Annotated in this window: 25 protein-coding genes; 12 read left to right on the top strand and 13 right to left on the bottom strand. The window is 71.1% G+C overall.

The annotated features are described in order from the left end of the window. Positions 1–78: 78 nt before the first annotated feature. From ACWEV3_RS27890 to ACWEV3_RS27880, 3 genes are read left to right on the top strand one after another with little or no spacing between them, the layout of a single operon-like run. Entirely contained in the window at positions 79–843 is a 765-nt protein-coding gene (locus ACWEV3_RS27890) for an SOS response-associated peptidase (protein WP_452616730.1), read from the top strand. A 26-nt stretch (positions 844–869) separates the two neighbouring features. Next, a complete protein-coding gene (locus ACWEV3_RS27885) occupies positions 870–1,586 on the top strand; it encodes an SOS response-associated peptidase (protein ID WP_452616716.1) in 717 nt (238 codons plus the stop codon). After that, complete coding sequence (locus ACWEV3_RS27880; protein ID WP_452616715.1) at positions 1,583–2,194, top strand: alpha/beta hydrolase family protein; 612 nt, start codon at positions 1,583–1,585, stop codon at positions 2,192–2,194. Before ACWEV3_RS27885 ends, ACWEV3_RS27880 begins: the two co-directional genes overlap by 4 nt. Positions 2,195–2,496: 302 nt before the next feature. Here the strand turns inward: ACWEV3_RS27880 and ybaK are convergent, their stop codons facing one another. Continuing rightward, the gene (gene ybaK / locus ACWEV3_RS27875; protein WP_452616714.1) at positions 2,497–2,973 is read right to left on the bottom strand and encodes a Cys-tRNA(Pro) deacylase; all 477 of its coding nucleotides are present in this window, start codon (positions 2,971–2,973) and stop codon (positions 2,497–2,499) included. 227 nt (positions 2,974–3,200) lie between these two features. Here ybaK and ACWEV3_RS27870 point away from each other — a divergent pair, with 227 nt between their 5' ends. Together ACWEV3_RS27870 and rsrA are read left to right on the top strand one after the other, a co-directional pair. Continuing rightward, positions 3,201–3,905 (top strand): sigma-70 family RNA polymerase sigma factor, encoded by a 705-nt coding sequence (locus tag ACWEV3_RS27870; RefSeq protein ID WP_452616713.1) that lies wholly within the window; start codon positions 3,201–3,203, stop codon positions 3,903–3,905. After that, the gene (rsrA, locus tag ACWEV3_RS27865; RefSeq protein ID WP_132489802.1) at positions 3,902–4,234 is read left to right on the top strand and encodes a mycothiol system anti-sigma-R factor; all 333 of its coding nucleotides are present in this window, start codon (positions 3,902–3,904) and stop codon (positions 4,232–4,234) included. Before ACWEV3_RS27870 ends, rsrA begins: the two co-directional genes overlap by 4 nt. Before the next feature lie 75 nt (positions 4,235–4,309). Here the strand turns inward: rsrA and ACWEV3_RS27860 are convergent, their stop codons facing one another. Continuing rightward, positions 4,310–4,387 (bottom strand): 50S ribosomal protein bL37, encoded by a 78-nt coding sequence (locus ACWEV3_RS27860; RefSeq protein ID WP_371812874.1) that lies wholly within the window; start codon positions 4,385–4,387, stop codon positions 4,310–4,312. 179 nt (positions 4,388–4,566) lie between these two features. On the opposite strand from ACWEV3_RS27860, the gene ACWEV3_RS27855 reads away from it, so the two are divergent. Continuing rightward, entirely contained in the window at positions 4,567–4,782 is a 216-nt protein-coding gene (locus ACWEV3_RS27855; protein ID WP_452616712.1) for a biotin/lipoyl-binding carrier protein, read from the top strand. A 30-nt stretch (positions 4,783–4,812) separates the two neighbouring features. After that, positions 4,813–6,306: a histidine kinase N-terminal domain-containing protein gene (locus tag ACWEV3_RS27850; protein WP_452616711.1), complete on the top strand. Its 1,494-nt coding sequence runs from the start codon at positions 4,813–4,815 to the stop codon at positions 6,304–6,306. 283 nt (positions 6,307–6,589) lie between these two features. On the opposite strand, the gene ACWEV3_RS27845 is transcribed toward ACWEV3_RS27850, so the two are convergent. Further along, entirely contained in the window at positions 6,590–6,844 is a 255-nt protein-coding gene (locus ACWEV3_RS27845; RefSeq protein WP_093277399.1) for a WhiB family transcriptional regulator, read from the bottom strand. Between the two features lie 249 nt (positions 6,845–7,093). Next, positions 7,094–8,020: a diacylglycerol/lipid kinase family protein gene (locus ACWEV3_RS27840; RefSeq protein ID WP_452616710.1), complete on the bottom strand. Its 927-nt coding sequence runs from the start codon at positions 8,018–8,020 to the stop codon at positions 7,094–7,096. A gap of 427 nt (positions 8,021–8,447) precedes the next feature. Between ACWEV3_RS27840 and ACWEV3_RS27835 the strand changes: the two genes are divergently transcribed. After that, a complete protein-coding gene (locus tag ACWEV3_RS27835; RefSeq protein ID WP_452616709.1) occupies positions 8,448–8,879 on the top strand; it encodes a hypothetical protein in 432 nt (143 codons plus the stop codon). A 9-nt stretch (positions 8,880–8,888) separates the two neighbouring features. Here ACWEV3_RS27835 and ACWEV3_RS27830 read toward each other — a convergent pair whose 3' ends face one another. The 4 genes from ACWEV3_RS27830 to ACWEV3_RS27815 form a co-directional block, all read right to left on the bottom strand. Next, positions 8,889–9,356: an N-acetyltransferase family protein gene (locus ACWEV3_RS27830; RefSeq protein ID WP_452616729.1), complete on the bottom strand. Its 468-nt coding sequence runs from the start codon at positions 9,354–9,356 to the stop codon at positions 8,889–8,891. A 74-nt stretch (positions 9,357–9,430) separates the two neighbouring features. Next, positions 9,431–10,027 carry an acid phosphatase gene (locus ACWEV3_RS27825; RefSeq protein WP_132489792.1) on the bottom strand — a complete coding sequence of 199 codons (597 nt, stop codon included), beginning with the start codon at positions 10,025–10,027 and terminating at the stop codon, positions 9,431–9,433. A 30-nt stretch (positions 10,028–10,057) separates the two neighbouring features. Further along, entirely contained in the window at positions 10,058–10,672 is a 615-nt protein-coding gene (locus tag ACWEV3_RS27820) for a DJ-1/PfpI family protein (protein ID WP_452616708.1), read from the bottom strand. Positions 10,673–10,766: 94 nt separating this feature from the next. After that, positions 10,767–11,717, bottom strand: a complete 951-nt coding sequence (locus tag ACWEV3_RS27815; RefSeq protein ID WP_452616707.1) for a GlxA family transcriptional regulator — start codon at positions 11,715–11,717, stop codon at positions 10,767–10,769. A 787-nt stretch (positions 11,718–12,504) separates the two neighbouring features. Between ACWEV3_RS27815 and ACWEV3_RS27810 the strand changes: the two genes are divergently transcribed. Continuing rightward, entirely contained in the window at positions 12,505–12,774 is a 270-nt protein-coding gene (locus ACWEV3_RS27810) for a hypothetical protein (protein WP_452616706.1), read from the top strand. Here the strand turns inward: ACWEV3_RS27810 and ACWEV3_RS27805 are convergent. From ACWEV3_RS27805 to sodN, 3 genes are all read right to left on the bottom strand, one after another. Then, on the bottom strand, positions 12,768–13,634 hold the full coding sequence (locus ACWEV3_RS27805) for an alpha/beta fold hydrolase (protein ID WP_452616705.1): 867 nt from the start codon (positions 13,632–13,634) through the stop codon (positions 12,768–12,770). The genes ACWEV3_RS27810 and ACWEV3_RS27805 overlap by 7 nt on opposite strands. A 56-nt stretch (positions 13,635–13,690) precedes the next feature. Further along, positions 13,691–14,137, bottom strand: a complete 447-nt coding sequence (locus ACWEV3_RS27800) for a cytidine deaminase (RefSeq protein WP_452616704.1) — start codon at positions 14,135–14,137, stop codon at positions 13,691–13,693. An 87-nt stretch (positions 14,138–14,224) separates the two neighbouring features. Beyond that, positions 14,225–14,632, bottom strand: a complete 408-nt coding sequence (gene sodN / locus ACWEV3_RS27795; protein ID WP_093277413.1) for a superoxide dismutase, Ni — start codon at positions 14,630–14,632, stop codon at positions 14,225–14,227. A gap of 79 nt (positions 14,633–14,711) precedes the next feature. Between sodN and ACWEV3_RS27790 the strand changes: the two genes are divergently transcribed. Further along, positions 14,712–15,026, top strand: a complete 315-nt coding sequence (locus tag ACWEV3_RS27790) for a S24/S26 family peptidase (RefSeq protein WP_132489776.1) — start codon at positions 14,712–14,714, stop codon at positions 15,024–15,026. A gap of 4 nt (positions 15,027–15,030) precedes the next feature. Here the strand turns inward: ACWEV3_RS27790 and ACWEV3_RS27785 are convergent, their stop codons facing one another. After that, positions 15,031–15,633 carry a dTDP-4-dehydrorhamnose 3,5-epimerase family protein gene (locus ACWEV3_RS27785; RefSeq protein ID WP_452616703.1) on the bottom strand — a complete coding sequence of 201 codons (603 nt, stop codon included), beginning with the start codon at positions 15,631–15,633 and terminating at the stop codon, positions 15,031–15,033. Between the two features lie 440 nt (positions 15,634–16,073). Between ACWEV3_RS27785 and ACWEV3_RS27780 the strand changes: the two genes are divergently transcribed. Continuing rightward, entirely contained in the window at positions 16,074–17,273 is a 1,200-nt protein-coding gene (locus ACWEV3_RS27780; protein ID WP_452616702.1) for an NAD(P)-dependent malic enzyme, read from the top strand. 314 nt (positions 17,274–17,587) lie between these two features. Then, the gene (locus ACWEV3_RS27775) at positions 17,588–20,404 is read left to right on the top strand and encodes an EAL domain-containing protein (RefSeq protein ID WP_452616701.1); all 2,817 of its coding nucleotides are present in this window, start codon (positions 17,588–17,590) and stop codon (positions 20,402–20,404) included. Between the two features lie 129 nt (positions 20,405–20,533). On the opposite strand, the gene ACWEV3_RS27770 is transcribed toward ACWEV3_RS27775, so the two are convergent. Then, on the bottom strand, positions 20,534–22,078 hold the full coding sequence (locus ACWEV3_RS27770; protein ID WP_452616700.1) for a bis-aminopropyl spermidine synthase family protein: 1,545 nt from the start codon (positions 22,076–22,078) through the stop codon (positions 20,534–20,536). Positions 22,079–22,168: the final 90 nt, after the last annotated feature.

The raw sequence follows: 22,168 nt of genomic DNA, 5'->3' as shown, positions 1-22,168 counted from the left end.
GCCGCTCGCCTGCGGCGATGCGGCCTGACAGGATGAGGAAGACCGCTCGACCACGAGGCGATGGAGGTCCGACCAGGCATGTGCGGCAGGTACGCCTCCACGAAGGACCCGGGCAAGCTCGCGGCGGAGTTCGCGGCGCTGGACGCCACCGGCGGCGCCGCACCGGGAGCGGATTTCAACGTCGCGCCGACCAAGAACGTGTTCACCGTGGTGCAGCGGCACCCCCGGGACGATGCCGGTGAACGCGAGCTCGATCGAACCGAGCGCACCATCCGGGTGATGCGGTGGGGCCTGGTGCCGATGTGGGCGAAGGACAAGTCCATCGGCAGCCGGATGATCAACGCGAAGTCGGAGACGGTGACGACGAAGCCGGCCTTCCGGACGTCGATCAAGCGCTACCGGTGCCTGCTGCCCGCCGACGGATGGTACGAGTGGAAGCGCGAAGGCGCCCGCAAGCAGCCCTTCTTCATGACCTCCCCGGACGGTGCCAGCCTGGCGATGGCCGGGATCTACGCCACCTGGCGCGATCCGCAGGCCGAGGACGCGCCGCCGCTGGTGACCTGCTCGGTGCTCACCACCAGCGCGCTCGGGCAGTTGGCCGAGGTGCACGACCGGATGCCGTTGCTGCTGCCGGCGACGGCGTGGGACGAGTGGCTCGACCCGGACCAGCCGGACGTCGCCGACCTGCTCGGCGCGCCGTCGCGGGAGCTCGTCGACGGCCTGGAGATCCGCCCGGTGTCGACCGCGGTCAACAGCGTCCGCAACAACGGCGCCGAACTCCTGGAACGCGTGTCGCTCGATGCGCAACCGCAGGCGGTAGGTTTGGATCCGGAAGCGAAATGAGCGGTTCGGGCGCGGGGTGAGTTCTGATGTGTGGTCGGTACGCCGTCCGGCACGACCCGGCGGCGCTGGCCGAGGAATTCGCGGCGACGGATCGCACGGCCGGGGCCGTCGGCGCGGACTTCAACGTGACGCCGACCAAGACGGTGCCGATCGTCGTGCAGCGCGGCGCCGAGCGCAGCGTCCGCCCGGTGCGCTGGGGCCTGGTGCCGACCTGGGCGAAGGAGATCGGCAGCGGCCCGCCCATGATCAACGCGCGTGCCGAGTCCATCACCACCAAGCCCGCCTTCGCGGACTCGGCGCGGCGCCGCCGCTGCCTGATGCCCGCCACCGGCTGGTACGAGTGGCAGCCCGGTGACCAGCGGCGACAGCCCTACCTGTGCACTCGCGGGGACGGCGAGAGCCTGGCGATGGCCGCGGTGTTCTCCGCGTGGTGGGCGCCGAACTCGACCGACCAGCCGCTGGTGACCTGCGCGGTCGTCACCACCGATGCCGTCGGCGAGCTCGCCGGCATCCACCACCGCATGCCGCTGGTGCTGCCGAGGCACCGCTGGGCGGACTGGCTCGATCCGCAGCGCACCGAGATCGCGGACCTGCTGGAACCCGAACCGGAGGTGCTCGCCGAACTGGCGATCCACCCCGTCTCCACCGAGGTGAACAGCATGCGCAACAACCATCCTGACCTGCTGGGACGAGTCGAACCGGCGCCCGCGCCCGCCGAACAAGCCGCGCTGTTCGAGTCATGACCAAGGTCGAGGTCGAGACGCCGCACGGCCCGGCCAGGGCCGAGCTGCACTGCGCGGAGGAGGGGCGTGCCGCGTTGCTGCTCGGGCACGGCGCGGGCGGAGGGATCGCCGCGCCCGACCTGGTTGCGGTGACGCGGGCCGCGACGGAAGCCGGCGTGCACGTGGCGCTGGTCGAGCAGCCCTACCGGGTGGCCGGCCGCCGGGCGCCCGCCCCGGCCAAGCAGCTGGACGCGGCCTGGCTCGCCGTGGTGGAGGACCTCGGCGAGCGCTGGTTCGCGGATCTCCCGCTGATCTTCGGCGGCAGGTCCTCGGGGGCGCGCGTCGCCTGCCGCACCGCGGAGGCGGGCGCCGCGTCGGCGGTGCTGTGCCTGGCGTTCCCGGTGCACCCGCCCGGCAAGCCGGAGAAGTCGCGGCTGGGCGAGCTCGACGGGGTGGAGGCCCCGGTGCTGGTGGTGCAGGGCGAGCGGGACGCGTTCGGCCAGCCGGAACCGTCGCACAACCGCGAGGTGGTGCTGGTGCCCGGCGACCACTCGCTGAAGGCAGACGTGGACGCCGTGTTCCGTGCCGCGCAGGAGTGGCTCGGCCGGATTCTCCGCCTCATCGACTAGCGCTCGAAATAGTTGTGACCGGGGGCACGATTCCGGCGGCCGATTCGTCCGCTCGAAAGCGTCGCGTTGCCGGTTCTGCCCGGATGCCGCAACATCGGTGCGGCACTGGGGGATTTGTTTCTCCCGATCGCCCGGAATCGCGGTCGGGGTGTGAATCGCTCTGCGAAAAGCGAATTCGGCTGCGATCTCGTCGATGCTCCCGGGCAGGAGGAATGCCCCGGCCTGTCCGGGTCCCGGTGCGGCTGTTGCGCGGCAGCCGCACCAACGCCCGGGGGAGCGGCCCGTCCGCTCCCCCGGGGCGGTCAACCGGCGATGGCGGCGACGCGGGCGTCGAGCAGCCGGACCAGGTCGTCGGCCGCCAGCTCGATCTCCAGGCCGCGCCGTCCCGCGCTGCAGTAGATCGTGTCGAACCCGGTCGCCGACGCGTCGATCACGACCGGGAGCCGTTTCTTCTGGCCGAGCGGGGAAATCCCGCCCGCGACGTAGCCGGTGGCGCGTTCGGCGTCGGCGATCTCGGCCATCTTCGCCTTCTTCCCGCCGACGGCGGCGGCGAGCGCCTTGAGATCGAGCTGGCCGGTGACCGGCACCACGCCCACGGCGAGCTTGCCGTCGACCTCCGCGACCAGCGTCTTGAAGATCCGCTCCGGTGGCTGGCCGAGCGCCTCGGCGGCTTCCAGGCCGAACGACTCGGCGCGGGGATCGTGTTCGTACGCGTGAACCTGGTGCGGGATGCGCCGCTTGCTCAACAGCGCCGTAGCCGGGGTGCCCTTGCCTGCCATGAGCGTCACTTTAGAAGGCCGGAATATCTCCCGGCGCCCATTGCGTTGGACGGGGCGTGACGATGGACTCGACGAACACCTGCGTGCTGGACCGCCCCGAGCGTGCGCCGCTATCACCACCGGGAAATAGCAGGCGAGCACGGGTATCCTCGAATGCGGACCATGCGAAGGATCGCATGGGTTCGTCGCCTGCAGTCACCTCGTCCAGGCGGCGGGAAAGGAGCCCGGTGCCAAGCACCCCAGAGCACCCGGACGCAACCGGGCGGCCCGGCGACGTCGGGCGGCTCAGCACTGCCGACACCGATGCACCGGTCGACTCCGCCGTGGTCGACCGCGGTGAGGAGACCGACGAGCAGCGCGCGGCCCGCTTCGAGCGGGACGCGATGCCGCTGCTGGACCAGCTCTACGGCGCGGCGCTGCGGATGACCCGCAACGCGCAGGACGCCGAGGACCTGGTCCAGGAGACCTACCTCAAGGCCTTCTCCGCGTTCAAGTCGTTCGCGCAGGGCACGAACCTCAAGGCCTGGCTGTACAGGATCCTCACGAACACCTACATCAACGGTTACCGCAAGCGGCAGCGGCAGCCCCAGCAGCAGCCGACCGACGAGATCGCCGACTGGCAGCTCGCGCAGGCGGAGAACCACACCTCCAGCGGCCTGCGCTCGGCCGAGGTCGAGGCGCTCGACCGGCTGCCGGACACCGATGTGAAGGCCGCTCTCCAGCAGCTGGCCGAAGAGTTCCGCATGGTCGTCTACCTCGCGGACGTGGAAGGCTTCGCCTACAAGGAGATCGCCGAGATCATGGGCACCCCGATCGGCACCGTGATGTCGAGGTTGCACCGTGGTCGCCGGCAGCTGCGTGAGATGCTCACCGACGTCGCCCGTGATCGCGGCTTCTTGCGGCAGAACCAGCGGGAGGTGAGCACCAAATGAACTGCGGTGGGCCGGACGAAGCCTCCTGCGAGGACGTGCTCGCTGAAGTGTGGCTTTTCCTGGACAACGAGTGCGACCAGCAGCGGCGCGCCGCCGTGCAGCAGCACCTCGACGGGTGCGGGAGTTGCCTCGAGCACTTCGGCATCGAGGAGCACATCAAGGCGCTGTTGCACCGCAAGTGCAGTGGTGAGCACGCGCCCGTGGAGCTGAAGGCCCGGCTGCGGGCCTCCATCCGCGAGGCCGTTCTGGAGAAGGCGGAAGTGACCGTCGAGCGCGGCCCCGAAGGCACCTCGGTGGAAGTGCGGGCGAAGCGAACTTCGGCGGAATGACCCGCAAGACGACGAATGGCCCCGGACCGAGTGGTCCGGGGCCATTCGAGCTTTCGACGGCTGGTGCCGTCGCGCTCACGAGCCGTTGGGGCGCTTGCCGTGGTTGGCCTTGTTCTTGCGCCGGTCCTTCTTCTTGCGGGCACGCTTACCCATGGCAACTCCCTAAAGTTCGCTTCCGACCAGTCCGACCGTTCGCAGGTCTTCACGACCGCCCGGTCTCCGCTGGGGTTTCGAGCATCCAGTTTGACATGTCCGCTACCTGCCGCCGGCGGGTGGTTCCGGTCATGGTTTCCTAATCAGGGGCCCACCGGGTCCGCGACGAGGAGGAGCGCATGGCCGAGGAGATCCGCGCCGAGATGGTCGCCAACGTGATGGCGGTGTCGGTGGTTGAGGGCGACTCGGTCAGCGACGGCGACTCGCTGGTGCTGTTGGAGTCCATGAAGATGGAGATCCCGGTGCTCAGCGAGATGTCGGGGACGGTCAGTACGGTTGCCGTCAAGCCGGGCGACGTGGTCCAGGAAGGCGATCTCATCGCGGTCGTGGAGTGACGCGACCGCGCCGACCCAGAGAGGCGGATCTTGTCCACGCTGAGTGATCTGCTCGCCGAGCACACCGGGTTGTCCGGCACCGCCGCCGACCACCTGCAGCTCGTGGTCGCCGAGTGGCAGCTGCTGTCGGACCTGTCGTTCGCCGACTTCCTGCTCTGGGTTCCGATCGGGCCGCAGGACGCGCCGGAGAGCCGGTTCCTGTGCGTGGCGCAGGCGCGGCCGACGACGGCGCCTACGGCCCACCCGGAAGACGTCGTCGGCACCGAGGTCACTCAGGACGAGCACCCGCAGCTGCGGCGCGCCGCGCTGGAGGGCCGGATCTGCCGCGAGGAGGACCCGCGCTGGCACCTGGGCGTGCCGGTGCGCCGCGAGACCATCCCGGTGAAGCTGGGCGACGACATCGTCGCGGTGCTCAGCCGGGACACCAACCTGGCCGTGCCGCGAGTGCCGTCGCCGCTGGAGATCTCCTACCTGGGCAGCGCCGCCGACCTGTGCCAGATGGTCGCGGACGGCACCTTCCCGACGCCGGAGCCGGCGCCCGACGTGCACACCAGCCCGCGGGTCGGTGATGGGCTCATCCGCCTGGACAGTTCGGGCACGGTCGTCTTCGCCAGTCCGAACGCGCTGTCGGCCTACCACCGGATGGGCCACGCGGCGGATCTGGTCGGGGCGCAGCTGGCGCAGCTGACCCGGTCGCTGCTCAACGATCCGTTCGACGCCGACGAGGTGGCGCAGCGCGTCCGCCGGGCGATGGGCGGTCAGCCCAGCATGCGCATCGAGGCCGAGGCCCGGGGCGCGACGGTGTTGTTCCGGGCGCTGCCGCTGCGGCCTCGCGGCCAGCAGGCCGGCGCGCTGGTCCTGGTGCGAGACGTGACCGAGGTCAAGCGGCGCGACCGCGCGCTGATGTCGAAGGACGCGACGATCCGCGAGATCCACCACCGCGTCAAGAACAACCTGCAGACGGTCGCCGCGCTGTTGCGGCTTCAGTCGCGCCGCACCGGGAACACCGAGGCGCGGCTCGCGCTGGACGAGTCGGTGCGGCGGGTGACGTCGATCGCGCTGGTGCACGAGACGCTGTCGATGTCGGTGGACGAGCGGGTTGATCTCGACGACGTGGTCGACCGCGTGATCCCGATGATGAGCGACGTCGCCGTGGCCGAGACCGGGGTCAAGGTGCGCCGCGAGGGACGGTTCGGGGTGGTGTCGGCCGAGCTGGCCACGCCGCTGGTGATGGTGCTGACCGAGTTGGTCCAGAACGCTTTCGAGCACGCCTTCCCGGAGGGGCAGGGCGGCGAAGTCGTTGTGCAGGCGGAGCGTTCGGCGCGTTGGCTGGACGTCGTCATCTCGGATGACGGTCGCGGCCTGCCGAAGGGTTTCTCCCTCGAACGCGCCGAACGTCTCGGCCTGCAGATCGTGCGGACCCTCGTGGAATCGGAGCTCCGAGGGTCGTTGAGCTTGCGCGGTCGCGGCCGGCAACGCGGTACCGAGGCGGTGTTGCGGGTGCCTCTCAAGTACCGGCGCTGACGTCGACCTGTTGGTCGGGCGCCGCGCTGGTGCATCGATATCCGGTGACTCGCCGGTCGGGTGGCGGGTCGTGGCCGATCTGGTCGGTTTCCCGGTGACCGTCAGCTCATCCGGTGGAGAGCTCGGTGGGGGTTTCCGGGACCGACATCGACGCGGATCGGCCGGGTCTCGTCGGGGTTGTGCTTCTGTCGGGTGCGATGGCCGTTCGTTCGACCGGGGCGAAAACGTGCGGTCGGCCGCCGGGGGTGCGACCGCACCGGCACGTTTTCAGCGAGTTCGCGACTCAGGCGTTGGTGCGAGCCCGGGTGCGAGTGTTGCGACGCTTGAGCGCGCGACGCTCGTCCTCGCTCATACCGCCCCATACGCCGGCGTCCTGCCCGCTCTCCAGTGCCCAAGCCAGGCACTCGGAGGCGACCGGACAACGGCGGCAAACGGCCTTCGCCTCGGCGATCTGCAGCACAGCAGGACCGCTGTTCCCAACGGGGAAGAACAGCTCCGGGTCCTCGTCACGGCAAACCGCATCGTGGCGCCAGTCCATCGTTCCTTGCTCCTCGCTAGGCGCGCCTCATGCGCGCCGCTCGTTTTGTTCGGGGTGTTTGTGAATGCTTTCACGGAGTCCGTGTGCTTGTGAATGCTTTCACGAACTGCCGCGATGTCAAGAGTTCGATCTCGCGTGGTGAGGGAACTCACCTGAAAGATCGACAGGGCTTGACCAGGGGTTTCGGTGTGTCGTCGGTCGCAGACGGGGGTCGCGAGTCGACAACTACGTTCATCCGTTACAAGAAGGTTATACAGCGACGCGGAGAGCGTCCGGGACGGAGAAGAACTCGATCGCCGAACGCTCGCCCAGGCAATCGCCGTCGACCTGCAGGCGCAACGGCTCCGTACAGGTTACGCGGAGATACCCCGCGTCCGCACGCTGAATTGAGTTTCTCGGGTGTGGTTTCCCTCTACCGCGTAGCATCTGCGCTACATGTTGTAACACTGGGTAAGCACTCATGTTGTGCAGTGCGAAAACGCCGAGGCCCGTGTCGAAGGTGGTGTCGGGGCTCATGCGCACCGGACGTGACCCGAGATACGTCCACGGATCGGTGTTCGAGACGAACACGCTGTGCAACTGATCGATCGGATCTTCGTGACCGATTTGCAAGCTGATCTTGGGGGCCCGGCGCGCCATGCGGAAGTAGCAGCTCAACGCGGTGCGCGCGTACAGGGCGGGCGTCACGTTCTGGCCGCGGGAGCGCAACCGTTCGACCTCGGCGACGACTTCGGCGTCCCAGCCGACGCCGGCGTTGAAGGTGAACCAGCGGTCGTCGGCCTTGCCGAGCCCGACCAGCCGGCCGCTGCCCTCGGCCACCGCGCGCAGCAACCGGTGGGTGGCCTCGACCGGGTCCCTGGGCAGGCCGAGCGCGCGGGCGAACACGTTCGCCGATCCGCCGGGCACCACGCCCAGCGTCGGCATCGCCCGGTCGCCGCGTTCGGCGGCCGAGAACATGCCGTTGACCACCTCGTTCACCGTGCCGTCGCCGCCGAGCGCGATCACCAGGTCGACGCCGTCCTCGACGGCCGCTCGCGCGGTGTCGGAGGCGTGGCCCCAGTACTGCGTTTCGACGACGTCCAGCTTCAGCTCGCTGGCCAGCGCGTGGGCGATCACATCCCGGCCGGCCGCAGTGGTGGACGTCGCCTGCGGGTTGACGACGAGTACGGCGCGCACAACCGCAGCCTAGGCGAGGCCGTGTTGCGCCGACGCACCCTCCGGTGTTCGGCGTCCGCCGCGCGGGTCAGCTCTCCCGGACCGCCCCCTTCCGCAGCGAGGCGTGCAGGGGTCGGCCCATGCGCCGGGCTGCGGTGGGTCCGGCGGGCTGAGACACCAGGAGCGGGTGCGCCACGCCTTCGACCGCCACCGAGATCCCGGGGGACCCGGATGCGCAACCCCGGAGCGCATCCGATCGTCTTCCGCCGGGACCTGCCGGGCGCACGGCGGATCGCGAGGACACCCCGATATCCCCGACCGCCGCTGGAGCCATGAGTCGATCATTGCGCGTGACGGTGGTCGCAGCCATGCGGCGTTCGGGCGGTATTACCATCGTTGGTGCGTACGCAGAGTCACCGAAGTGGTTTCCGGGAAAGGCGAATCGACCGTGCCGACCGAAGTCGTCCCGCGCACCATCCGCATCGCCGGTGTCCTGACCACCCTGCAGGCGGCGGTCGGGTTGAGCTTCGTGGTGGCCCTGCTGGTCCGCAGCACCTCGTCCGACGTCGGGGGCGTGGGGCAATTCGAGCCGGCTCAGATGCTCGGCGAGGCCGGGTACTACGCGCTGCTGTCCTCCGGCGTGCTGGCCGCGGGCATCGGCCTGTGGCGGGGCAAGCACTGGGCTCGCACGCCCGCGCTGCTGATGCAGCTGTTGCTGCTGGGCACCGCCTGGTACGCGTTCGGGCCGTCCGGGCAGCCGCTGATCGCGCTGGTGCTCGCGGTGCCGGCGATCGCCGTGCTGTGGTTCCTGTTCAACCGGGAGGGGCGGGCCTGGTCGTTCTACGCAGGCGCCGCCCCCGACGCCGATCGCGACGCGTGAGGGCTCGCGTCAGGCGCTGAACGTGTGCAGCGCGTCGCCGGTGAGCCGGTACACGGTCCACTCGTCCATCGGGATCGCCCCCGCCGCCTTGTAGAAGTTGATCGACGGCTCGTTCCAGTCCAGCACCGACCACTCCAGGCGCGCGTAGCCGCGGTCGACGCACTCCTTCGCCAGGGTCTGCAGCAGCGCCTTGCCGAGGCCGGATCCGCGCTGCTCGGGGCGGACGAAGAGGTCCTCCAGGTAGATGCCGTGCACGCCTTCCCAGGTGGAGAAGTTCAGGAACCACAGCGCAAGGCCGACGACGGCACCGTCCACTTCGGCCACGTGGCCGAACAGTGCGGGAGCCGGCCCGAACAGCGCGTCCCGCAGCTGTTGCTCGGTCAGGTGGCACAGCTCCGGTGCCTTCTCGTACAGCGCGAGTTCGTGCACCAGCCCGACCATGGCGGGCACGTCGGCTGGGGTCGCCCGGCGGATCATCGATACCTCCACGTGAGTCACTTGGCCCCAGGATATTCGGGGCCGGTGACCGCCGGTGCGGCGGAATTGCCCGGTCAGCCCTGCTGCCAGGGCGGGATGTTGGACCGCTCCACCTGCGGCACGCCCCGCTCGTGGCCCAGCACCGTGATCCCCGCCGGGTCCAGCGCGAAGTGCACGCCCGACGTGGTCGGCAGGCCCAGCCAGCGGGCGATCAGGCAGCGGCTGAAGTGGCCGTGCCCCACCAGGACCACGTCGGAGCCGGTGTCGGCGATGCGGGCCAGCAGCTTGTCGGCGCGCACCGTGACGTCCGCAGCGGTCTCGCCGCCCGGGCACGGGTGCGTCCACACCGTCCACTCCGGCGCCGTCTCGCGGATCTGCGGTGTGGTCAGGCCCTCGTAGTCGCCGTAGTCCCATTCCGCGAGCAGCGGCTCGGTCACCACGTCGGCGAGGCCGGCCAGCGTCGCCGTGCGCTGGGCGCGCTGCCGCGGGCTCGCCAGCACGACGACCGGTCCGGCCGGGCGCAACGCGGAGAGCGTCTGCCCGGCCTGCCGTGCCCGCAGCTCGCCCTCGACCGTGAGCGGGATGTCGGAACGACTGGTGTGCCGGCCGGTCTGCGACCATTCGGTCGTGCCGTGCCGGAGGACGTAAACACGGTGCTCATCCTGTGCCACGGCGTCGAGCGTAACCGCGTTGTGCTGGGCTTACCCCTTCAGCACGGCGGCCAGCAGCGCCGGGTCGGCCTTCTCCGGCGAGCCGGTGTCGAACGGCGGCTGCGGGTCGTACTCCAGGAGCAGCTGGGTGGTCTTCGCGGTGTCCTCGCCCCACAGTTCGGCGGCCAGCCGCAGCCCCATGTCGATGCCCGCGGAGACGCCGGCTCCGGTCACGACCTTCCCGTCGAACACGACCCGGTCGGTGACGACCTCGGCACCCAGCTCGCCCAGCACCTCGCGCACCGTCCAGTGCGTCGTCGCGCGCTTGCCGGTCAGGATCCCGGCCTTCGCCAGCAGCAGGGATCCGGTGCACACCGACGTCGTCCACGTCGTGTTCGGGTGCACCGCGGCGAGCCAGGAGACCAGCTCCTCGTCGTCCAGCGCCTTGCGCCAGGCGGAGCTGCCGGGGACGACCACGACGTCGGGCCGGTCGAGCTCGGCGAACGTCGTCGTCGGCTGGACAGGCAGCCCGGAGTCGCAGCGCACGGTGCCGCGGCCCGCCGCCACGAAGTGCGGGGTGACGGCCGGATTGCCCGCCAGGGTCTCGTAGGGCCCGACCAGGTCGAGCGCGGTGAACTTGTCGTAGAGCACGAATGCGATGTCCACGGTGGACTCCTTCAGGGGATGTTCCGGAATGCGGCGTCAGCCGCATGCGGTTCCGCCACCCGCACCGCCTCGCAAGCCCGTTGAAGAAGATTCTTCAGCCTGCGGTGCGGAAGCGGTCTCGGTAGGCGCTCGGCGGCACGCCGAGCTGGCGGAGGAAGGCCCGCCGCATGGTCTCGGCGCTGCCGAAGCCGCAGCGCCGCGCGACACCGCCCCGGTCGGCCTCCAGCAGCGCGCGGGCCGCTTCGACGCGCGCCCGCTCGACGTACCGGCCGGGGCTGGTGCCGACCTCCTTGGTGAACAGGCGGGTGAAGTGGCGCGGGCTCATCGCCAGCCGCGCGGCCATCGCCGGGACGCTGTAGTCGCCGGCCGGGCACGCCGAGATGTCGCCGAGCAGCTCGCGGAGCGCGCGGTCGCCCACCGGCGGCGCCGAGTTCCACACGCTGAACTGCGACTGGCCGCCCGGCCGCTGGAGGAACACCACGAGCCACTTGGCCAGCGTGCGGGCCGGTTCGGCGCCGTGGTCGTCCTCGACCAGCGCGAGCGCGAGATCGACTCCCGCGGTCACCCCGGCCGCAGTCACCAGCGGTGCGTCGCGGACGTAGATCGAGTCCGGCTCGACCGTCACGGCTGGGTAGGACGCCGCGAGTTCGTGGCACATCGCCCAGTGCGTGGTCGCCCGGCGCCCGTCCAGCAGGCCCGCCTCGGCCAGCAGGAACGCCCCGGAGCACACCGAGGTGATGCGCTCGGCGAGCCCGGCCAGCCGGCGGATCTGGCCGATCAGCTCCGCGTCGGACATCGCCTCGCGGGTGCCCTCGCCGCCCGCGACGACGAGGGTGCCGAGCTCGGTGATCTCCTCGAGCGCGGCTTCGACGCCGAGGCGTACCCGCGACGACGTCACCACGTCCCGGCCGCCCAGCGACGCCAGGCGCACCCGGTAGCGGCCGTCGAGGAGCCGCGCCGCCCCGTCGAAGACCTCCAGCGGCCCGGCGGCGTCCAGCAGCTGGACCCCGTCGTAGACCGCGATGACCACTTCGTGCCTGTCCACGCCTTCGAGCCTGGCCGCTCCGGGGGATGTCCTCAAGGACGAGTACCCCACCGATCAGGACGAGTGCTGCGCCGGTACCGTGCCCGTCGCGCGGCCCGCGGAGAACTCCGCGTCGAACACCTCGGGGCTCGCCGCTTCCCTCGCCCGGCGGCACCGCGGCCGCGCCCCAGCGGTCGCCTGCGTCCCGGCAGGCGCGCAATGCGCCGTCGAGGACTTCCGCGCTGCCGGAGAAGTCGCCGAGGTCGATGTGGGCGTAGTCGATGAACCATCCGCCCTCGCCCGGTCGACGGCGGAGGCGATGCCGGGCGTTCGCGTGCCGCGTGGCGGTCCATTCCGCACAGCACGGCCATGCCGTCCCGCCAGGCGGCCAGGACGGCGGATCGCCCGGCGACGGCGTGCGGCAATTGGTGCGCTTCCTGGAGCCGTCCTTTCCGGAACGGGTGCCAGGACGTCGCGCCCGCCAGTTGCCGGGTCGGCGCCGCGTCCTGGTGGTGCAGCGCATCGTCGAGGGACGCCCGCAGGTTCGGCAGTTCCAGCTCGAAGCCGCGCAACCAGTCGGGTTGTTCCGCGCCGCGCAGCCCGGTGTCGGCGCGCTCGGCGAACGCGGCGGAGTACCGGCGGGCCCGGAGCCGGAGATCGCCGGTTTCGGCCGCCTCGGCGAGCTGCGCGAGGCGTTCGGGTTCGACGCCGCCATCGACTACCGGGCCGCGCCGGTCGCCGAGCAGCTCGTCGCGGTCGTGCCGGACGGCATCGACGTCTACCTCGACAACGTGGGCGGGAGCACTTGGTGGGCGCCATCAGCGGCTACGACGCCGGGGCGCCGGCCGCGGGCCCGCGCAACTACTTCCAGTTGGCGGGCAAGGAGATCACGATGCGCGGCCTGCTCTCCGGCCGCTACTTCGACCGGTTCGGCGAGTACATCGGCAAGGCCGCGGACTGGCTCGCCGACAGAAGCCTGCACGCGGAGTCCACAGTGGATCGTGGAATCGAGCGGGCTCCCGAGGCGTTGATGGGCGTCTTGAACGGCGCCAACGCCGGAAAGATGGCCGGTCAGTGACCGGTCGGCACCGCCAGGCCGCGGAGGATCTGCTCGGCGTGGGTCCAGAGCAGGGCGCCCCCGGCGTCCGGGACGAGGTGGTGCCGGGCGCCCGGGATGCGCCGGGCCAGCGCGGCGCCGAAGTCGGGCGAGTGGCTCGGGCTGGTGTCCAGCCGGCCGTACCAGAGGTCGACGGGGACGTGGATGTCCTCCGCCGCGAACGGCCAGCGGCTCATGGCCAGCGCGGTGTCGTGGGCGTACCCCGCCGCGCCCTGCGCGAAACCGTCGGCCATGGCACGGCGGAAAGCCCGTTCGAACCGCGGGTTCCGGTAGACGGCGAGGTCGGTTTCCGGGCTGAAGGCGACGATCAGCTTCCACAGCGCCTCCGGGCTGCCGAACTCGGCGAACGACTCCTCGGCCGCCGCCGGATCGGCGGCGACCGCGCTGACCATGTCGCGCAGGTCGCCGGGGAGCGCGTCGCCGAGCACCGCGAACTCGTCGGCCCCGGCGACGACGGCGGCCCGGCTCGCGACGCCCGCCGCCGCGCAGGCCAGGGCGAACGGTCCACCGGCCGAGTAGCCGACGACCGCGAGGTCGTCGATGCCGCGCCCGGCGGCGAACTCGGCGATGTCGTCGGCCCAGTCGCGGAGCGTGCGCCCGGGTGCGGGATCGGAGGCGCCCAGGCCGGGCCGGTCCACCGAGATGAGCCGGATTCCCAGCGCGTCGACGACATCGGCGCCGAACCCGAGCCGCCGGCTCGTCGCGGCTCCGGGGCACAGCAGGACGGCGGCGCCGTCCGCCGCGCCCCACTCGCCCCAGGCGAGACGGCGTCCATCGGTGAGTTCGTGCAGCCCGAGCCGCGTCGGTTCCGGAACGTCCACGGTCGTCAATTGTGGACGCGTCCGCACGCGGGCGCATTCGAATTTCGGTTGCCGGATCAGGCGAGGTGCTCCGCGGTGGACGGCCAACCGCCGTCGGCGGAGAACAGGGTTCCCCAGTAGAACGGGTTCAGCTCGCGCAGCGTCCGCGCCGACCAGCCCGACGGGCTGTCCGCGTCGGGCACCGCCACCTCGACGTCCGGGCCCCACAACGCGAGCCGCTCCTGGCAGACGCCGCACGGCGCGAGCACGGGATGGCCTTCGGTACCAGGCCATTTGCTGACGCAGACGGACGCGGTGACGCGCTTGTCGAGCGTGTACGCCTGGCAGAGCGCGCCGGTCTCGGCGCACAGGGTGGCGGCGGCGTTGAGGTTGTCGAGGCTGGTGCTGGTCAGGATCTGGCCGTCGTCGAGCCGCACGGCGGCGGCCACGGCCTGCTCGGCGTGCCCCCAACGCCGTTCCAGCAGCTCCACGGCCGCGTCCACCAGTCGTTGATCAAGTCCCATCCGCCCAGTCTGCCGGGCCGGAACACGAAAGAACGCCGGTCGGTGGAAATGCTTCCCACCGGCCGGCGTCCTCGCGGAACTACGACCTCAGCCCTGCTTGGTCTCCCAGAAGATCTTGTCGATCTCGGCGATGTAGTCCAGCAGCTGCTGACCCGACTTGGCCTCCATGGAACCCTTGGTCCCGGCCGCGCCCGCGGCCTTGGTGGCCTTGTTGATCAGCTCGTGCAGCTGCGGGTACTTCTCGAAGTGCGGCGGCTTGAAGTAGTCGGTCCACAGCACCCACAGGTGGTGCTTGACCAACTCGGAGCGCTGCTCGGCGATCAGAATCGCGCGAGTGCGGAACTCCGGGTCCTCATTGGCCTGGTACTTCTCCTGGATCGCCTTGATGGACTCAGCCTCGATCCGCGCCTGCGCCGGGTCGTACACGCCGCACGGCAGGTCGCAGTGCGCGGTTGCCTCGAGGCGGGGGCTGAGGATTCGCGACAGGAGTCGCATGATTCCTCCCTGACAAGTGAGTGCTCCGACAGGGGCGACCCTACTCTTGAAGATCCTCGAAGTCCCAGTGGAGGTGCCTGTGAAATCCCTCGGGCGGTGGCCTTGGCGGCGGTTGCTGGTGCGCGGGCCGTCCATGGTTCCCACCCTGCGGGATCGCAACGTGGTGTTGTTGCGGCTGCGGGGTTCCGCCCGGCCGGGAGACGTCGTGCTGGTGCGCTGGGCGCAGCGTCCGGGGCAGCTTTCGGTGAAGCGCGCGCTGCGGCGCGACGGCGACGGCTGGCACGTCGAGGGCGACAACGCCTTCGGTTCGACGGATTCGCGGGAGCTCGGCCCGGCCGAGGTGCTCGGCGTCATCCGCTGGCGCCTCTGGCCGAAGCCCGGCCGCGTGCGGTGACGGCTCAGCCGCACAGGCTTTCGTAGTGGGCCAGGCAGGTTTCGTAATCCGGAAGCAGGCCTTGCTCGGCGGCCTGCGCGAGGCCCGGGGCGGCTCGGTCCTTTTCGGACAGGATCGGCTCGCCGTCGAGGTCGGACCACGGCAGCGCCAGATCCGGGTCGAGCGGGTCGATGCCGTGCTCGGCCGCCGGGTTGTACGGCGTGGAGCAGAGGTAGGTCATCACGGTGTCGTCGGTGAGCGCGGCGAAGGCGTGCCCGAGCCCCTCGGCGAGGTAGACGGCGCGGTATTCGGTGGCGTCCAGCCGGATCGCCTCCCACCGCCCGAAGGTCGGGGAGCCGACGCGGATGTCGACCACCACGTCCAACAGCGCGCCGCGCGGGCAGTACACGTACTTCGCCTGGCCCGGCGGCACGTCGGCGAAGTGCAGGCCGCGGATGACGTTGCGCGCCGAGACGCTGTGGTTGGTCTGCGCGACCCGCAGCGGGTGCCCGGTGGCGTCGACGAACGCCGCTTCCTGGAACGGCGCGACGAACAGCCCGCGGTGGTCGAGGAAGGCCTTCGGGGTGAACTCGTAGGCGCCCGTGATCTCAAGTCGACGTACCTGCACGTCCGAAAGCCTATGGGCCCGGTTGGAATGCGGATCGGTGGGGCGGAGTTGATATCGGCCGTGCGAGCTATTCGACCTCTTATTCAAACCGGACGTACGTACTGCGGAATGCCGAACTGAAACCGGACGAGCGTACTGCCGAAAGCGGATCCAAATAGGACGCGCGTACTGCCAACGAGCCTTGACAAAATGTTGAACTTGCTGGTGAGGTTGTGTGATCCCGGTCGCTGACACTGATCTCGCGGCCTGGCACACTGTTCGAACCGCAGCGTCCGCCGAGAGCCGCTGTCCGACCAGGGCGGCAGGTCTCGGTTATTTCGAAACACTCGCCTGTCCGGCACGCCTGGGCAGGCGAGCGTCGCACGGGCGGCACAGTGCCGCCCGGTTCGCCCGGCCCGGAATGTGCCCGGGCCGCAGGCATGGCTACTTGGAGGGACGCCGTGACCACCGTCAACGACAGCACCGCAAGCGGAGTCGGTGCGGATTTGACCAACGAGGAGATCTTCGCGGCGCACGAGGGCGGCAAGCTCGCCGTCGGCGTGACCGCGCCGCTGGATTCCGCGCGGGATCTGTCGATCGCTTACACCCCCGGCGTGGCGCAGGTCAGCCGGGCGATCGCCAGCGACCCGGCGCTGGCCGACCGCTACACCTGGACCCAGCGGCTCGTCGCCGTGGTCAGCGACGGCACCGCGGTGCTCGGTCTGGGCGAAATCGGGCCGCGTGCCTCGCTGCCGGTGATGGAAGGCAAGTCCGCGCTGTTCAAGACCTTCGCCGGGCTCGACTCGATCCCGCTGGTGCTGGACACCACCGACGTCGACGAGATCGTGGAGACCCTGGTCCGGCTGCGCCCGTCGTTCGGCGCGGTCAACCTGGAGGACATCTCCGCGCCGCGCTGCTTCGAGCTGGAGCGCCGGGTTTCCGAGGCGCTGGACTGCCCGGTCATGCACGACGACCAGCACGGCACCGCCGTGGTCGTGCTCGCCGCGCTGCGCAACGCCGCGAAGGTCGTCGGCCGTGAGCTGGGATCGCTGCGAGTGGTGATCTCCGGCGCCGGCGCGGCCGGCGTGGCCTGCGCGAAGATCCTGCACACCGCCGGTGTCGGCGAGATCACCATGCTCGACTCGCGCGGCGTGATCCACTCGGGTCGGCAGGACCTGACGCCGATCAAGCAGGAGCTCGCCGGGTTCACCAACTCCAGCGGGATCACCGGCGGGCCCGCCGAGGCGCTGCGCGGCGCCGACGTGGTGGTCGGCGTTTCGGTCGGGCAGCTCCCGGAGGAGCTGGTGGCGACGATGGCCGACGGCGCCATCGTGTTCGCGCTGTCCAACCCCGACCCGGAGATCCACCCGGACGTCGCCAAGCGGTACGCCGCCGTGGTCGCCACCGGGCGCAGCGACTTCCCGAACCAGATCAACAACGTGCTGGCGTTCCCGGGCATCTTCAAGGGCGCGCTGGACGTCGGGGCGAGCAAGATCACCGACAACATGAAGGTCGCCGCGGCCGAGGCGATCGCGGCCGTCGCCGCCGACGACCTCAGCGCCGACTACATCGTGCCCAGCCCGCTGGACCCGCGAGTGGCGCCCGAGGTCAGCGCGGCCGTCGCGAAGGCGGCGCGGGCCGACGGAGTCGCGAAGGCATGAGCCGTCGAGGCTGTTGCCACCTGACCGGACGGCGGTAGGTTCGGTTGGCGTGCAGCGGGGCCGGGGGAGCCAGCAGCGGCTCCCCCGGCCCCGTCGCATCGGCGGCGGCCAACGGATTTCGGTTGTCGGCGTCATCATGTCGGGCGACGACTGTCACCACTCCAGGGAACCGGTCAGATGCCCCGGCACCATGGCGTTACCGCGGGTGCATAGACCGGTAAGGTCGGCCGCACGGATCGCTGTGTCTCACGTCACTCATCAGTGGTGGATCCGGCGTCCGGAATCGGCGGCCGCGCGGCCGCCACGCAGGAGGGGTGCAGTTGACGGAGCGGAGCGAGCGGGACCGGACGGCCTCCGGTGGTCTCGGCCTGGCCGGCGCCTGCGCCGAAACGTTCGAACTCGTCACGCTGCCGGCCGCACCGGCCCTGCTGAGCACCGCGGACGGCATCGTGGTGCGGGCGACGGAACAGGCCGCGACGCTCGCCGGCGAGACCGGCCCCGACGCGCTGATCGGCCGCCGCCTCGCGGACCTCGTGTCCCGCGACGGCTTGGTGTCGATGCTGCGGACGCGCACCGGCCGCATCCCGGTCCGCCCGCTGAGCTGGCCGCACGCCGACGACGGGCGGCTGCGCGTCACGGTGCTGATGGACGTCTCCGACCTCACCGAGGCGGCACCGGCGGTGGCCGACGCCGCCAACTCCAACGAGCGGCGCTGGCTGATCGAGGCGCAGCGCATCGCCAAGGTCGGCAGCTGGGTGTTCTACCCGGAAACCGGTGAGCTCTACCGCAGCCCGGTGCTCGCCGAGTTCCTCGGCGGCTCGGGCGCTGAGAACGCCACCGACGCCGGCTCGATGATCTCGGCGACCCATCCCGAGGACAAGGACCGCGCCGCCCAGTTCTACGCCGACGTGCTCTCCGCGCCCGAGGGCGAACTGCTGGAGGTCGAGCTCCGCGACCTGCCCGGCAAGCGGATCTACCTGTGCACCGGCCGCGCCGAGTACAACCGCTCCGGCCGGATCGAGCGCGTGCAGGGCACCGTCCAGGACGTCACCGAACACCGGGCGCTGGAACGCCAGCTCCGCGACGAGCGCCGCAAGCTGCAGGACGCGCAGCGGATCGCCCGGCTCGGCACCTGGGAGTGGGATCCGCGGGCCGACGCCATGCGGCTGTCCCGGATGCTGCACGAGATCATCGGCAAGCCGACCACCGCGCACATCACCTTCGACACCTACCTGGACCGGGTGCACCCGGACGACAAGGACTGGGTCCGGCAGGCGTGGGAACCGCTGATCGACCGGCGCGAACCGATCGAGGTCGAGCACCGCTACGTGCGGATCGACGGCACGATGCGGATCCTGCGGCTGCACGGCACCGCGATCAAGGACGCCGACGGCGAAGTCGTCATGGTCGGCACCGTGCAGGACGTCACCGAGCAGCGCGCGGTGGTGACCCGCATGGAGCGGTCCAGCCAGCGCTTCAGCGACCTGGTCAACATCACGCCCGTCGGGATCGGGCTGTTCGACCGGGCCGAGCGGCTGGTCGACGCCAACGACGCGCTGTGCGACCTGCTCGGCTACCGGCTGGAGCAGCTGCGCGGCATGACCGTGCCCCAGATCACCCACCCCGACGAGCGGCAGACCGGCCTGCCCACGCCGAGCGAGCGGCCGGGCCTCCGGCGCCGGGTGCCGCAGCGGGTGCTGGTGCGCTCCGATGGCGAGCCGGTGTACTGCGAGCTGCACACGTCCTCGTCGGTGCAGGACGACGGCACCCAGTTCTGGCTGGTGGTCTTCCAGGACATCACCGAGCGGCGGCGCGCGGCCGAGGCCCTGCGCTACCAGGCCACCCACGATGACCTGACCGGTCTGCCGAACCGCGCGGCGGTGAAGGACCTGCTGCTCGGATTGCTCGGGCGCGCCGACTCGCACCGCGTCGCGGTGCTGTTCTGCGACATCGACAACTTCAAACGGGTAAACGATTCACTGGGCCACGACGCCGGGGACGAACTGCTGGTCGCGCTGGCCCGGCGGCTCGAAGGCGGGCTGCCGGACGGCTGCACGGCGGCCCGGTTGTCCGGCGACGAATTCGTGATCATCTGCCAGGACATCGAGGCCGTCGGCGGCGTCGACTCGCTGGCGACCCGGGTGTCCGGGCTGCTGCGCACCGCGGTGCCGGTGCACGGCCAGCTGATCCGGGTCTCGTCGTCGATCGGCGCCGCGGTGCCCAACGGATCGGGGGCCGGCGGCGAGGACCTGCTGCGGTTCGCCGACGCGGCGATGTTCGAGGCGAAGCGCCGCGGCACCGGCAAGGTCTCGCTGGCCAGCCCCGCCCTGATGGCCTCGGCGGACCGGCAGCTGCAGCTGGAGGGCCAGCTGCGGGAGGCGCTGAACAACGACGGGCTCGTCCTGCACTACCAGCCGGTGGTGAACTCCGAAGGCGTGGTCGTCACCGCCGAGGCGCTGGTGCGCTGGCCGCACCCGGATCGCGGGATGCTCGCGCCGGACGCGTTCCTGCCGGTCGCGGAGCAGGGCGACCTGCTGCGCGAGCTGGACCGCTGGGTGCTGCGGACCGCGCTCCGGGAGGCGGCGACGTGGCCGGCCCGCAACGGCCGCCCGGTCGGCGTCGCGGTGAACCTGGCGGGCCTGGTGCCGGGCGGCCCGGAGTTCGTCGACGGGGTCGCCGACATCGTCGCCGAGACCGGCATCGCCTGGAACCGGGTGATCCTGGAGCTGGTGGAGACGGCGCTGGTGGACCTGCCGTCGCGGACCCGGCACGAGATGGGCGAGCTGGTGGCGCGCGGCGTGCGGTTCGCCGTCGACGACTTCGGCACCGGCTACTCGTCGCTGGCCCGGCTGAAGGACCTGCCGGCGCAGATCATCAAGGTGGACCGCCGGTTCGTCGCCGGCGTCGGCGGCGACGCCTCGGACTTCGCGGTGGCGCGGGCGGTCGTGGACATGGCGCGCGCGATGGGCCGCCAGTGCGTCGCGGAGGGCGTGGAGACCGCGACGCAGTTCCACGTGCTCTGCGGCGTCGGCGTGGACGCCTACCAGGGCTGGCTGTTCTCGAAGGCGATCCCGGCGCGCGAGTTCCGCGACCTCCTCGAACGCGGCCCCGTGCCGATCCCGGGAGCCTGACGAGGCGGCGGTTTCGCGCGAAACCGCCGCCCGTAGGCGTGCCGAACGCCGTTTTCGCGCGAAACCGCCGCGCAGCCGAACAGTCCCGGCGACGAGGCGACGCCTGGACCTCCGGAGAGCTCGCGGTCGTTACGGTGTCGCGGCGCGGAGCAGGTCGGCGATCCGGTGGCGGGGCAGGTCGATCAGGCGCAGTTCGAGGTCGGCCGCGCTCGGGGCGAGCGCGGCGACCCGTTCCCTGGCTTCGCGCTTGGTCAGGTCCGCCTCGGAGCGCGCGATCAGCGCCTCCCGCCAGACGTTGCCGACCTTGCCGTGCGCCCGGGTCAGCAGGTGGTGCGCCACCGTCGGGGTGTCGACGAGGTCCGCCACCAGGATCGCGTGCTTCGAATCCGGGCTGCTGCGGTGGAACCGCAGCCGGTACTTCGCCTCGACCAGCCCGGAAATGGCGCGCTGGGCGCGTTCGCTGGTGATGTCGGGGTGGTTGTTCGGCACCACGAATCCGGCGCGTTCGGCGTTGCAGGCCAGCAACATCCGCAGCAGCCACGGCCCCGGGTCGGCCCGCAGGTCGAACACCGGCGCGCCCTGCTGCTGCCGGATCGGCCGGGGCCAGCCGGGGTCCCGCAGCGACGTGACCGGGCCGCCGACCCGCTCGCCGATCGCCTCCAGGAACTCGGCGGGCGCGGAGGCCTCCAGCGCCTCCACCGACTGCGGGCCGTGCGTGTAGATCCCCGGCGCCTGGCGCAGCGCCAGCTTGCGGGTGTGCGCGGTCGGCTGGCACACGTACAGGTCGCTGGCGCTGCCGATGGCCTGCGCGCCGAAGTACCGGTGGAACCGGGGCAGGATCGCCTCGAACACCATGCCCAGCCGCAGCAGTTCCTGCTGCACCTTGTGCCCCAGCGCCGGCGTCCGCGGGCTGTAGCCGTAGGCGATCAGCAGCCTGCTGTTCGGGCCGGCCAGGCACTCGGCGGCCCGGGTGGCGAACAACCCGATGCCCTCCGGGGTGTAGGGCGGGTCGGTGAACACCAGGTCCGCGCTGCTCTCCAGCACCGGCGGCACCCCGAACCGCAGGTCGGCGTGCATCGTCCGGACGGCGAAGCCGTGCTCGGCCGAGACCGAGTCGATGTGCTCCAGGATGCGTTCGTCGACGTCCACCACGGTCACCGACGCCGACGGCACGACGATGCTCAACGCCAGCGAAGTCAGGTCGTGGTCGCCGAGGCAGAGCACCTGCGCGCCGCGCAGGTCGTAGGTGTCGCGCAGCCATTCGGCGCGGCGCAGTGCCGTTTCCGGCGTAGCCGTCACGTGGTCGAGCGCCGCCGCAGGCGCCGGCCCGCTCTCGATGAACTCGCGCATCTTCGCCAGCTGCTCGGCGCCGGTGGGCGCGGCGGGTCGCAGCTCGTCCAGCGCGAAGCGCTGCCGGTAGCGGTCGCGGGCCTCCGGCGTCAGCCGGTACGTCTCGCCGGAGGCTTCGACGTCGGGGCCGGCGGTGGCGATCAGGTCCTCGACCGTGCGCCGCGTGACGGCCGTCCGGCGGATCAGCTCGTCGAGCGGCAGCGCGCCTTCGGCGAGCTGGGCGAGGACTTCGCGCAGCCGTCGGGCGAGGACTCCGGCTTCGGCGAGCACCGCTTGCACGGCGTCGACGGGCTCGGGAGTTGCGGGGTGCTGAGCAGTGTTCATCGGGTTCTCAACCTTACGGCGTGCCCCGCGCGGCCGCTGCCGCGCAGGTTCCCAGAGCGTGGGAGCGCGCTGTCGAGAAGATCACGCGAT

This window comes from Saccharopolyspora sp. NPDC003752 (assembly GCF_053605825.1).
Note: the sequence above shows the minus strand (reverse complement) of the source record. Positions and strands in the feature narration are given on the sequence as shown.